The organism is Mongoliibacter ruber, assembly GCF_003003005.1.
GTDB lineage: Bacteria > Bacteroidota > Bacteroidia > Cytophagales > Cyclobacteriaceae > Mongoliibacter > Mongoliibacter ruber.
In genome coordinates, this window is sequence record NZ_PVTR01000001.1 from 267328 (window position 1) to 279665 (window position 12338).

Annotated in this window: 13 protein-coding genes; 3 read left to right on the forward strand and 10 right to left on the reverse strand. The window is 39.9% G+C overall.

Annotated features, from left to right (window positions below; all coding sequences use genetic code 11):
• Positions 1-25: 25 nt before the first annotated feature.
• The 10 genes from CLW00_RS01240 to CLW00_RS01290 form a co-directional block, all read right to left on the reverse strand.
• Complete coding sequence (locus tag CLW00_RS01240; RefSeq protein ID WP_245917137.1) at positions 26-685, reverse strand: JAB domain-containing protein; 660 nt, start codon at positions 683-685, stop codon at positions 26-28.
• A gap of 364 nt (positions 686-1049) precedes the next feature.
• Positions 1050-1397 carry a hypothetical protein gene (locus CLW00_RS01250; protein ID WP_106131826.1) on the reverse strand — a complete coding sequence of 116 codons (348 nt, stop codon included), beginning with the start codon at positions 1395-1397 and terminating at the stop codon, positions 1050-1052.
• A gap of 120 nt (positions 1398-1517) precedes the next feature.
• Positions 1518-1754: a hypothetical protein gene (locus CLW00_RS01255; RefSeq protein WP_106131827.1), complete on the reverse strand. Its 237-nt coding sequence runs from the start codon at positions 1752-1754 to the stop codon at positions 1518-1520.
• A gap of 2 nt (positions 1755-1756) precedes the next feature.
• Positions 1757-2299 carry a hypothetical protein gene (locus CLW00_RS01260; protein ID WP_106131828.1) on the reverse strand — a complete coding sequence of 181 codons (543 nt, stop codon included), beginning with the start codon at positions 2297-2299 and terminating at the stop codon, positions 1757-1759.
• 10 nt (positions 2300-2309) lie between these two features.
• Positions 2310-2675 carry a hypothetical protein gene (locus CLW00_RS01265; RefSeq protein ID WP_106131829.1) on the reverse strand — a complete coding sequence of 122 codons (366 nt, stop codon included), beginning with the start codon at positions 2673-2675 and terminating at the stop codon, positions 2310-2312.
• A 1-nt stretch (position 2676) separates the two neighbouring features.
• Complete coding sequence (locus CLW00_RS01270) at positions 2677-3747, reverse strand: hypothetical protein (protein WP_106131830.1); 1071 nt, start codon at positions 3745-3747, stop codon at positions 2677-2679.
• A gap of 49 nt (positions 3748-3796) precedes the next feature.
• Entirely contained in the window at positions 3797-5026 is a 1230-nt protein-coding gene (locus tag CLW00_RS01275) for a head maturation protease, ClpP-related (protein WP_106131831.1), read from the reverse strand.
• Between the two features lie 62 nt (positions 5027-5088).
• Positions 5089-5496: a hypothetical protein gene (locus tag CLW00_RS01280; RefSeq protein WP_106131832.1), complete on the reverse strand. Its 408-nt coding sequence runs from the start codon at positions 5494-5496 to the stop codon at positions 5089-5091.
• Positions 5497-5535: 39 nt separating this feature from the next.
• Entirely contained in the window at positions 5536-5970 is a 435-nt protein-coding gene (locus tag CLW00_RS01285; RefSeq protein WP_106131833.1) for a hypothetical protein, read from the reverse strand.
• A 58-nt stretch (positions 5971-6028) separates the two neighbouring features.
• Complete coding sequence (locus CLW00_RS01290; protein WP_106131834.1) at positions 6029-6313, reverse strand: hypothetical protein; 285 nt, start codon at positions 6311-6313, stop codon at positions 6029-6031.
• Positions 6314-6757: 444 nt separating this feature from the next.
• On the opposite strand from CLW00_RS01290, the gene CLW00_RS01295 reads away from it, so the two are divergent.
• From CLW00_RS01295 to CLW00_RS01305, 3 genes are read left to right on the forward strand one after another with little or no spacing between them, the layout of a single operon-like run.
• Positions 6758-9988, forward strand: coding sequence for a type ISP restriction/modification enzyme (locus CLW00_RS01295; protein WP_106131835.1), 3231 nt, complete (start codon positions 6758-6760; stop codon positions 9986-9988).
• An 11-nt stretch (positions 9989-9999) separates the two neighbouring features.
• Complete coding sequence (locus CLW00_RS01300) at positions 10000-10842, forward strand: hypothetical protein (protein WP_106131836.1); 843 nt, start codon at positions 10000-10002, stop codon at positions 10840-10842.
• A gap of 5 nt (positions 10843-10847) precedes the next feature.
• On the forward strand, positions 10848-12332 hold the full coding sequence (locus CLW00_RS01305) for a DNA/RNA helicase domain-containing protein (RefSeq protein ID WP_106131837.1): 1485 nt from the start codon (positions 10848-10850) through the stop codon (positions 12330-12332).
• Positions 12333-12338: the final 6 nt, after the last annotated feature.

The window sequence follows — 12338 nt, forward strand, 5'->3', positions numbered from 1 at the left end:
AAAAAAGAAGGCTTGCGCCTCGTCTCTAAATCAATCCTTCATCAGCGAAACTGAAGTAGGCTATGTCTGTGAATATCACATGATCCAATACAGGCACTTCCAGAAACTTGCCTACTTCCTTCAACCTGGTGGTAAGCCTTCTATCCTGTTCTGATGGCTTGAGATTGCCTGATGGATGGTTATGCACAAGTATGATACTGCTGGCAAGGTGATCAAGGGCGTGTTTGAAAATCAGTTTAGGATCAGCCACCGTTCCTGATGTGCCCCCACTGCTGATCTTAATATGTCTCATGATTTCATTATTCCTCTTCATTAAAAGGATGTAAAAATGCTCTACTACTTCATCTTGTAAGAAGGGTTTGAAATAGTGAAAGACGGATGCTGATGAATGTACTATTACCTTTTTTACAGGCGGTTCCATTTTCCTTCTGCGACCAAGTTCTAAGGCTGATATTATTGCAGAAGCTTTTGCTATGCCCATTCCTTCGTATTTCAGAAGATTGCTTGCGCCCATTCGTGCCAGTTCTGATATCTGGTAATTACAATCTGCAAAAATCCTTTGGGCAAGTGGTACTTCTATCTGCGCGATAATCGACAAAAGTTCAGAGTCAGACAGTGCGCTTCTTCCTTTTTCGTAAAGTGTAGCTGTCGGTTCATTCAAGGCATTCCAGTCAATCCTTTTCATAATCATTTTGCAGTCTTTACCCTCCCGCATCGAGCTCTAATGTGAGCCGGACTGACATGGGGAGGGGCAACTGAAAGCAAGGTGGACCGGAATAAAGCCTCTCCTATTTACTTTCTATTTATGCCGGAATACCTTGGATGATCTATGGAAAAAGTTCGGACTTGTGTTGCCCTGTACCCATAACTTTGGTGCACATTATAGGCTCGGGTCTACTCGGCTTAGGGATAGAAGCGGTAGCCCACAGGCCGTAAGCGAAGCGAGCGGACGAGGACTACAAGCGGATAGCCCGACCTTTGGGAAGCCCCAAATAAAAAAGCCTTCCATAATGAAAGGCTTCTTAACTTATAAGTGAAGTGTGAATCTGTTACAATAAGAAGACGTTGCCGCACGAACCAGGATCATAATGTTTATCTAGCCTTGCGTTGCTTTCTAAGCTTCGTCTCAGATTGTTCAGTTCATCAGCATTTGTCGCCATTCCTCTGATAAGAGTCTCAGGAAAGAGGGCCTCGCAATACTGGTGAGCTGTGGTGTTAGATAGGTAAGCGGTGGACTTGACGGTAACATCGAAGCCAGCAATTGCCAACACATTCATGTGATGGTCATGTGATACATCGATACTGGTCGTCTGGTCATCAAAATCCGCTGCCAGTCCCGGGCTGAAATTCACGATCATCCCGATCGCAAAAATCATCAATAGAAGTAGTTTTTTCATTGATAGAGGTTATGTGAATTATGTGAGACTCTAATTTGGCTAAGAAGTCCAAAAAGGTGTAGGACAAAAAAAAGCATCCCTATTGGAATGCATTTTAAGAGTGATAGCCCCAGTAATTATTTACTCATTCGAGTCTTTTTTATCAGTTCTCCTGCGGGTGGTCTTGGCTGGCTCTGCCTTGGCGGGTGCTTTCCTGAGGTAAGGAAATCCGATGGCCAGCAGCTGCTCTGCCTTCGCCGCATTGATTTTGCTAAGATCCACCATTCCCAGCTTAGTGCCGCAAAGCCCCGGAACGATGCCTACTACAAGGTAGGCACCGTCGAGGATAGGGGTGGTTTTTGGCTTTTTAGCTGACATGATTAGACAGCAGGGGTGAATGGAAGCGCATCAATAAACAACGGCGGGTAGAATATTGACCTTACGGTGAACATCGTCATCTTTTCCCCGGCTACTTCGCCTGGTACTTCGATGCTGCCTTCATCTATCTCTGCCCACAATCCCGGTGTACCCAAGATCAGGAACTGTCCTCCCATCAATGGCTTGAATCCCACTACCAAAGGTCTGTTCCTGTTGGCTCTCAACCATCCGCAAAGGTGGCTGTTCATGGCATTCTTCATGATGGTAAGCGTATTTTCAAAGCTTTTCGCTCCTCTGGCTCCTACGAGTTGAGAAGAGAAAGCATTTTTTTCAAGAGATCCTTCAAACTTGTGGAATTGCTTTGTTGATTTCATCACAAAGGCAGAAGCGCCTAAATCAACATAATCCTTGGACGCTGTGCCGGCACTCAGGTCGGGAAGGTCAGGAAATGTTTCAATGTCGTGATATGCAGCAATGGCCACTTCTACCTGTAAACCGGCAGATTCCTCAAGCTCAATCTCTCCTACAAAATCGTATAAGTTCATGGCTGTTGGATTAAAGTTTGACTACTATGGTGGAGTTTTTCTCTACCAGTTTTTTGCAGAGTGCCAGGTCTGCTGCGATGTCAGATGGAGACAATGCCCCATCTTTGGTGCGCATGCCTTTGGTGACCCTGTACTTTTCTTTACCGATGGTGATCACCGGACCTTTGTTTTCTTTGGAACCGCTATCCTTAAGCTGATCCTTCAATTCCTCGACATACTCTTTCGCATCAGCTACCTCATTTTTGGCTTCTTCGAGTTCTTTTGCAAGCTTCTCGTTTTCGGCTTTAAGGGCAGTATTTTCTGCGGTAAGGGTGTCGATTATTTCTTCTGGAGAAGGAGCGGCAGTTGGTGCCGCTCCTGTTTTTTTATTGCTCATCTTAGGCTTGGTCGTTTACGTACAAGTTTTCAAGGTCCCTGAACTGGAAGCCGATCATGTACTTGACGATCGCTTCGTATCCGTGCAGGTTCTCTACTATTTTACCGACTTTGTTGGCGTCAGATACCTGGTTCATACCAAGGATCATGTTGCCTTTGTGGGTCATGATGATCCTTCTGGAATCTTTCATCCAAGTCACAGGCTTGATGGTCAATCGACCTCCTGTACCTTTGAGGATAAATTCTTTTCCTTCCTCGATATCGCTTTTCGCGATTCCCTGACCGGTACCGAATAGCTTGTTGACATTGATGGCCAAATCTTCCTGAGCACCAAAGCCCACAGTCGCTACCATGCCTTTGTTTTTGTGTACTTCTGGAATGACAGACCACATGTCCAAGAATGCATCATAGGCAGTCGTCTGGTCGTAAGCACCACCAGATCCAGCCACCAAAAGGTTGGTAGCAGCCAGTTCAGATTCGATGATGTGGTGAGGACCGTCGCAGATCACTTTGTTATCCACATCTTCCCACTTGACGCCGTGTGTCTCTGGAGATTCACCCGCTAGGGTTTCAGCTTTAGCTCTGTACACGATCTCGTCGAAATATACCAAGTCCCCAATAGCATAGGTCTCAGTGCCATCGAAAGGAGCAATCGTGCCCGGATTGAAAGACAGGTAGAAGTTGTCATTGATCTCTTGCGCGATCCTTGCAAACTCCTGTTCCCATACCCACTGGCCAAATGGAATTTCCTTCGCATTTGGATCCAGCATCTCAGCCATAAAGGATTCTCTTACTTCTTCCGGGATGATCTCGATGATCTTCATCGCACCCTGAGGAGTCAAGATCCTTTCGGACCATTTTCTACCGCCCTTGGCTGTTTTTATGTTCGTGTTCAGACGCCTTACGCCTCTGTCCACTACCATCTTTTTCAGCGTCCTGGGCGAGCGAACGTTTCTAAGGACATCGATGTCCTTGGCTACGTCCAAGCCGTTCAGCATCTGATGGATCAATTTTTTGTCGTATATCTCGACATACTTCTTGATCGCTTCGATGTCAGTTCTTACTTGTGACATGTTGGTGGTTGTTAGTTGGTTTAGTTTTCAAATGGATGTAGGGAATGGCTTATTGGCCTATTCCCATTTCTGCTCTTTGTCTTTTGATTTCCACATCTGTCTCAGAAGTGAAATTGACAGCGCCTTCTTCTCCATCGATCTTGTCAGGATCATCGGATTTTGCGTTGACTGGCTTCACGCCGCTCTTGCGATAGGCTTCGACAGTTACCTTGAGGTTTTTGACCTCAGTGTCCAGCTTTCCTTTTTCGGTAGAGAGCGTCTCTTTTTCCTCAGTCAATGAAGAGACAAGTGTCTCGGCGTTGGCTTTTTCGGTAGAGAGGTTTGTGATCTCTTCGGAAAGTGTGGCAGTGGCTTCGGTAATCCTGTTCTGGACTTCCTCATCGGTGAATTTTTCACCGGCATCGTGGTACGCCTGAAGCTCGGCCTTGATGGCAGCGAGATCTTCGGCGGTCACAGTCTCCTTGGAAAGGAGAGAAAGTGAGTTTTCGAAATTCATATCTGTATTGGTGGGATTTGGTGTCGGAGTGGGTGCAGGCGGATCCTGCCCTTCCTGCTTGGCAGGGGTCAGCGTGAAAGTCTTTCTGAGGTGGTTGGTAATGCGGGTGATCAGTGACTCTTCGCTGTGCTGTTCTTTTTTGTAGAGATTCATCACCTCCCCAAAAGCCATGTTGGTAATGTTTGAAGGAGGCGCATCCTCAGACTCGTAGTCTTCTATCTCGTTTACAAATCCTGCTTCCTTGGCTTCTTCAGCAGTGAGGAAATGATCTTTGCCATCGAAATATTTGTCTTGGATGTCCTCTTTGGACTGGCCGGAGATGGAGGCGAGGCGATCAATGATCACTCCTTCGTACTTTTCCATCATATCTGCGGTATCGCGCATCTTGTCAGCATTACCAAAGGCAATTCCGCTGGCGCGGTGGATCATCAGAAAAGCATTCTTCGCCGTGTGGATAGTCTTACCTGCGAGTAGGATATAGCCCCCAGCGGAAGCGGCCAGACCGTCATTGTAGGTATGGACATCCTTCTTGCTGTTGGCGATGACATTGAAAATCGGGAAAGCGTGGTACAGGTAACCTCCAGGGCTGTTGATGTAGATGTTGATCCTATCGAAGTCTTTTTCAAGCTTCTTGAATTCACTGACAAACTTGTCAGCCTGGTTTTTCATCTTATAGGTGTCCAGATCAAAGTCGGGAATCGCACCGTATAGCATGATATCGACAGAGGACTTGTCTTCTGCCTTATTGAAAATCTCGTAAAAACCGGTAGTCTGCTTGCTCATCTTGCGCTTTGTTTAGCACAAGATGTGGATTGATAGGGGTCGGGTATAGGACGTTTTTTGGCCTAAATGAGGGGAATCTGAAGGGAAAGGGAGATAATAGTTTCGCGGTTGTCTGCATTGCCGGCACCGGAATCACGGGTGTATTGGAAGGTCATCGGTGTATCGTCCGAACCTAAAAAGTGCCGCTCTCCGTTGGCGGTAGTGAGGTAAGCCATCACTTCTTTTCCTGCAAACTGAGAGTGGTAATCTGAATCCCTGGGAATGGTACTTCTCACAGCAAAGGAAATGACATCACCCTGATCAGTGTCGTTGGATTCTTCTCTGATATCGGATCGCTCTAATACCAGTGGGGCTTCTTTGAAAAAATCAATCAGGTCCTGTGCAGATGGAAAGCCATCCGTCAAGGTCAGCTGGGGATGGTGGGAAGCGAGTCCTATATATAAGGAGGTGATGAGGGATATTCTTTCCATGAGGGAAATTTACAAAGTGTATTTTTTTACCTCTTGACACTACCAAAGTGGCAATATGTTGCGCATTTGCTCTTTATTCTTGTAGCGTTGCCATTGCTTGTAAGCAGTATCAGGTTCCAGTTCTTCAAATGAAATGTCGTATTTGTCCATAAACTTTCTGATGGCTTCGGTTGCTTCCATCCCCCCTTCCACAGCTGCCTCTATGTAGAGCAGCATTTTTGTTTTGAATTCGTTTTCCATCATTCGGGAAAGAGTGTACAACTTATATATGGAGAGGTATTTACATACGACTGTTATTCTGACTTGACTATCTGTGGTATTTTCTATGTATTGGCGGATCTGATCGGGGTTGCGTTGTTTGTAGGGACTGCAAAAAATCATCTGGGTGATGTTGAGGTGTTTGGAATAGCCATAGTCCCGCTTGAGCATTTTTTTCACAGGCTTAGATACCGGAATTTCGTAGGCTTTCATCATACGTGAAAAATACTTTGTATTATCATAAGAATGTAGGACAAATAAAGACCCTATTTTATTAGAGATTATACGTCTTGATAAATGCTTCCCTTACCTTCTTGTCGATGGCAAAGTAATCTTTGAGCGCAGTCAGGTAATCATCCTCCGTAGCCGGGACAGCGATGGTCTCCATTATTTCGAGTGCGGTAGATTCGTGTTTGAATACATCACATCCCCTGGCATGTAGAAATGAACCGTCATTCTGTGCAGTCACAGAGACGAAATAGAGTAATGCTTTTCCCGAAATAGACATTTCTAATTTGTAGGTTTTGCGTTGGGAATCGCTACGGAAGTACTTTGCCATAAAATTGTATTTTTCCAATGAGGTCAAAAAATGGGGTAGTAAGTAATAATTACATGTAAAATAAGTGATTTTTTCGTGAATTAAAAAAACGTGTTACAAATGTTACATTTGTAGTATTTCCCCCTATCCTATTGATATTCTGAAATTTAGGTATGTAACATTTTTATCAAAAAATGTTACAAGTCTGTAGTATTTGTTGACATTGTTACATGCAATATGATTGCAGGTAACAAACATTTGTTGACAAGACTGTCATTTTGTTGACATGTGTTGACATGGAAAACCCTTGTTTATTGGCTTTATTACCCTATTTTTAAAAAATGTAACAAATGTAACAAATGTAACGCCTTTTTTGAGCGGTGAAATTTGGTCTAAAACCAAAGCAGACATTTAACATTTTAGTTATAGTACTTTGTAAAGATTGTAACCTTTTTACCTTAACAGATGAGTTTGGAATTGAACGATTACATTGGTAATCTGAATAGGCGTTACCGTTTGGGCAATGCCACAGAGCATACTTTTAGAGGAGACCTGCAAAACCTGATCGAAACCCTCGTTCCTGGTGTAGCTGCTACCAACGAACCAAAGCGGATCAAGTGCGGTGCTCCGGATTATGTCATCACCAAAAAAGATATTCCCATTGGATACATAGAAGCCAAGGATATTGGAGTCGATCTCAGGTCTAAGGTTTTGAAAGAACAGTTTGACCGGTATAGGGAATCTTTGGAGAACCTGATCATTACAGATTACCTCGATTTCCATTTCTATATCAATGGCGAATTGGTGAAGACCATTGCCATAGCAGAAATAAAATCGAATGGGATATCCCCTCTTCCAGCCTTTTTTGAAGAATTTACAGATTTGATCAGGAGTTTCTGTTCATTCTCCGGACAGACCATCAGAAGTCCGAAGAAACTTGCCGAAATGATGGCGGGTAAAGCAAAGCTTCTTGCCAGGATAATAGAGAACTCTCTGAATTCGGATGCATCTGAAGAAGTGGACAGTTCATTGAAAGATCAATACACTGCCTTTCAGCAGATATTGATCAATGATATCAAGACAAATGAATTTGCCGATGTATATGCCCAGACGATTGCCTATGGAATGTTTGCTGCACGGCTGTATGATCAGACCTTGGATACCTTCTCCAGAAAAGAAGCTGCAGAACTTATTCCAAAATCCAATCCTTTCCTACGGAGGCTCTTCCAATATATAGCTGGATATGATTTGGATGAAAGGATTGTATGGATAGTGGATGCATTAGCGGATATTTTCCGTGCCACGGATGTTGCTTCTCTGCTCAAAAACTTTGGGAAGTCAACCAAACAGGAAGATCCTATCATACATTTTTATGAAACTTTCCTTGCCAACTATGACCCAAAGCTAAGAAAGGCCCGTGGAGTCTGGTACACACCAGAACCGGTGGTAGATTTTATCGTGCGGGCAGTAGATGATATTCTCAAGACTGAATTTGATCTTCCTGATGGACTGGCCGATACCAGTAAAACAAAAATTAAGGTAGCCATTCCTACTCATGACCACAGGTTTAAGGGCGGTATGCGTGAAATAGAGCAGGAATTGCACAGGGTTCAGATACTGGATCCGGCCACTGGCACGGGTACTTTCCTCGCAAAGGTGATAGACCATATCCATCAGACGAAGTTTGCGAATCAAAAAGGAATATGGTCCCAGTATGTGGAAAATCACCTTATCCCAAGGCTTAACGGATTTGAGTTGCTCATGGCTTCTTATGCCATGGCCCATCTTAAGCTTGACCTTTTGCTGATGGAAAGCGGATATAAACCAAGCAAGAGTCAAAGATTCCGAGTATATCTGACCAATAGTTTGGAAGAACATCATAAAGACACAGGAACTCTTTTTGCCAGCTGGCTTAGTGCAGAAGCCAACGAAGCCAATCAGATTAAGCGGGATACTCCTGTGATGTGTATCATTGGAAACCCTCCCTATAGTGGTGAGAGTGCCAATAAAGGCGAATGGATAATGAAGCTTATGGAGGATTACAAAAAAGAGCCCGGAGGAAAGGAGAAGCTTAAAGAAAGAAACCCTAAATGGATCAATGATGATTATGTAAAGTTTTTACGCTATGGTCAGCATTTTATTGAAAAGAATGGAAGTGGCGTACTAGCCTTTATCAATCCTCATGGATTTTTGGACAATCCAACATTTAGAGGAATGCGTTGGAATCTGCTAAAAACCTATGATAAGATTTATACTATTGATCTTCATGGGAATAGTAAAAAGAAAGAAACAGCACCTGATGGATCGATTGATCAAAATGTTTTTGATATTCAGCAAGGAGTCTCAATAAATCTCTTTATAAAAACAGGTAATAAAAAGTTAAATGATTTAGGTAAACTATTTCATTTTGATCTATTTGGTAAACGAGAGATGAAATATGATTTTTTGAAGAAAAATTCCTTGAGATCTATTTCTTATAAAGAAATACCAATAAATATTCCTTTGCATTTTTTTGTTGATAAAGATTTTGAATCGAAAAAACAATACGACAATGGATTTTCCATTTCAAAAATTTTCGAATCAAATAGTGTGGGTATTGTAACGGCAAGAGATCATTTTACCATTCATTCAACAAAAAATGAGTTGAAAAGTACAATAGAGCTATTTATGAGTTTAGAGGATGAAATAGCTCGTACAAAATTTAAATTGGGAAAAGACGTTAGGGATTGGCAAATTAATTTTGCAAAAAAAGATTTAGAAAAAAACTATCCTCATCAAGGGGTAATAACCCAAATTAGCTATCGGCCATTTGATTTAAGATGGACTTTTTACACTGGGAAATCCAAAGGATTTCATTGCTATCCGAGAACAGAAGTAATGAAAAACTTCACAAAAGAAAATATTGGATTAGTATATAAATTAGGTAATAGCGAAGAAAAGTCCGCCTCAGTCATGGTTTCAAAAAACATGATTGATTTTAGAAGTTGGTCAAGACCTGGAATGCAAGGAGGAGATTACATTGCTCCGTTGTTTTTATATGACGAAATTGACGATCTTTTTACTAAAAGTAAGTTTTCAAGAGAACCCAATCTTAACCCCAAAATCCTTAAAGAAATCGAAAAGGCATTAGGCTTGGGATTTATAGCAGAGCGACCTGAAGGAGATGGAGTTTGTTATGCAGATAGTGGTGAACTGCGAACTGAGTATAGACAATCATTTGCACCAATTGACCTTCTGGATTACATCTATGCAGTATTGCATAGCCCTGCATATAGGGAGAAGTACAAAGAGTTTTTAAAGATTGATTTTCCGAGAGTCCCCTACCCTACGGATCAGGAAAGTTTCTGGAAGTTGGTAGAGCTGGGAGGCCAGATCAGAAAACTCCATCTGATGGAATCTTCCGATCTACAAAGATTGGATACCGGATATCCGGAGGATGGAGATAATGTGGTAGAAAAACCACATTACAAGAATGGCCAGGTACATATAAATGCTACCCAATATTTTGAGAATGTACCACAGGTGGCTTGGGAATTTTACATTGGAGGATATCAGCCAGCACAGAAGTGGCTTAAAGACCGTAAAGGTCGGCAGCTATCCTATGAGGATATCCTTCACTACCAAAAGATCATTAAAGCCCTTCAGGAAACAGATAGGTTGATGAAGGAGATTGATGAGGTTGGGTCGGTTTCTTAAAGTTAAATTTCATGAATAAAGATCAATTGTTAAAAGTGATAGAATCTACAATTGTATCTATCTCTGCCTCTATCCCAATAGCAGCTACTTTTGCAACTGGATATACAGAATATAGAAACAGTTTACAAGAGCGAAATGTAAAAGAGATAATTTACACCCTCTTTAAGAGCCTTAAATCTTTAGAGGAAAGAGTTGATAAGGAATATCTAAAATCAGGAGATTTTAAGTCTTTAACAATGAAAGTATGTTTGCATGGTATGGATGAGATTCATGAAGAAAAAAGAAAGTATCTATCTTATTTTTTAGCAAACTCTTGTGTTGTTGAAAATTCAAAAGATTTGATTAAAAATTCAGTTTTAGAAACCTTAATGAGGTTGAGCAAATTTGATTTAATAGTTCTTAATGTATTATTTGAAGGAGTTAAAGGGGATTTTGGCGAGGTAATTAGAGGGAAAAAAAAATTCGATCTAAACTTTGCCTTTTTGATTTTTGAAGAAAGCTATGTTACTGGACTTTTACCTCAATATAATGAACTAGATATAAGAATTACCCTTCATTATTTAGAATCAATAGGTGTTATCGAAAATGCAATTTCAAGAACATTCAACAGAAATTTTTCAATCGATATCGATGATTATCTTCGATCTAAAAGATTGGATGAAATAATGAATCGGATCCTTGAATTACAGTCAAGTTTGATGACAACTAATAAAAAAATCGAATTAAGAGAATTAGAAAAGGAACAAAAAGAACTGGTCGGTTTTAACAATCAGATTGAAAAGAATTATAATAAGCCATATATTATAACAAGTCTTGGGGTTAAAGTTCTGGATTATATTTCCATGATTGAATAAAAAAAATGAAAGAAGTCAATTTACTTTCAGTACTTAATGCGGATAAAAGTTTGTCAGAGCCTTTACGATCTAATTTTTTTGAACATTACGGAATAAAAGAAAAATTAGGTGAATTCCAAGATTTAGATGTCTTAGTCAATGAATTATTGGTTCATAGATTGGAAATATCCATGTTAGATTCATTTTATTTGGGATATTTAATTCCTCAAATAAGTAAAGAATTTGATTTATTAAGAATTGGTGATTCAAATATTATTAACATCGAATTAAAGTCTGTAAATACTGGAGAAGCTATTTTAAAACAACTTCTAAGAAATAAATATTATTTGAGTTTTTTTAAAAAAGATATTAGACTTTTCAGTTTTGTTTCGAGTGAAAAAAAATTATACACACTAGAAAGAAATTCCGAATTAAAAGAATTTGATATTAAAGAATTAGCAAAATTATTGCATCGGCAAAAAATTGAAGAAGTTGAAAATATTGATAAACTTTTTAATCCCTCAAATTATTTAGTCTCTCCGTTTAATTCAACAAATAATTTTTTAGAAAAGAAGTATTTCTTGACTGGGCAACAGGAAGAGTTCAAAAAATCAATTTTATTAGGAATAAATATGGCAGAAGCATCCTATTTCTCCATTTCTGGTGAGGCAGGAACTGGAAAAACTTTGTTGATTTATGACATAGCGAGAGAATTGAAGGAAAATAATAAAAGGGTTTTAATTGTTCATGTTGGAAATTTAAATGAAGGCCACTTTTTTTTAATCGATGCATTTCAATGGGAAATAATTTCAATTAAACAGTACAAAGAAACGGATTTTAGCACCTATGACTTAGTCATAATTGATGAAACTCAGAGGATTTATCCTAAACAATTAAGGGATATTATTAGCAAAATCGATGCAATTGGAAATAATTGTATTTTCTCTCATGATATTAAACAGGTATTGCAAAAAAGTGAAGAGGAAAATAATATTCCAGAACTAATAAAAAAAGAAACTAAAGCTCAGTCTTTTCGACTTTCAAAAAAAATACGAAGTAACCTCCATATAACATCCTTCATAAGTTCACTTTTTAATAAAAGCATAAATAATAAAGCTATAGATAAAAGTTGCATTGAGATAAAGTTTTTTGATAGTTATCAAGTAACAAAAGCTTATTTAAATTTTAAAACGGAAAAAGGATGGAAAGCTATAAATTACACACCTTCAAGTTTTAATAAATATCCATACGATTCATATGCTATAGATTTTACAGAAAGTGTTCACGGTGTAATTGGTCAAGAATTCGACAAAGTAATAGCAGTAATTGACGATCACCTTAGTTATGAAGGGAATGAGCTGGGAACTGTAAAAAGAGGGAAAAAATTTTATTATAGTTTAGATAAAATGCTTTTTCAAACAATGACCAGAGCAAAAAATAAGTTGTGTATTGTAATAATTAATAATCCTTCGGTTTTGGATAGGTGCTTGTCAATTTTAAATGGACAATAAAATTCA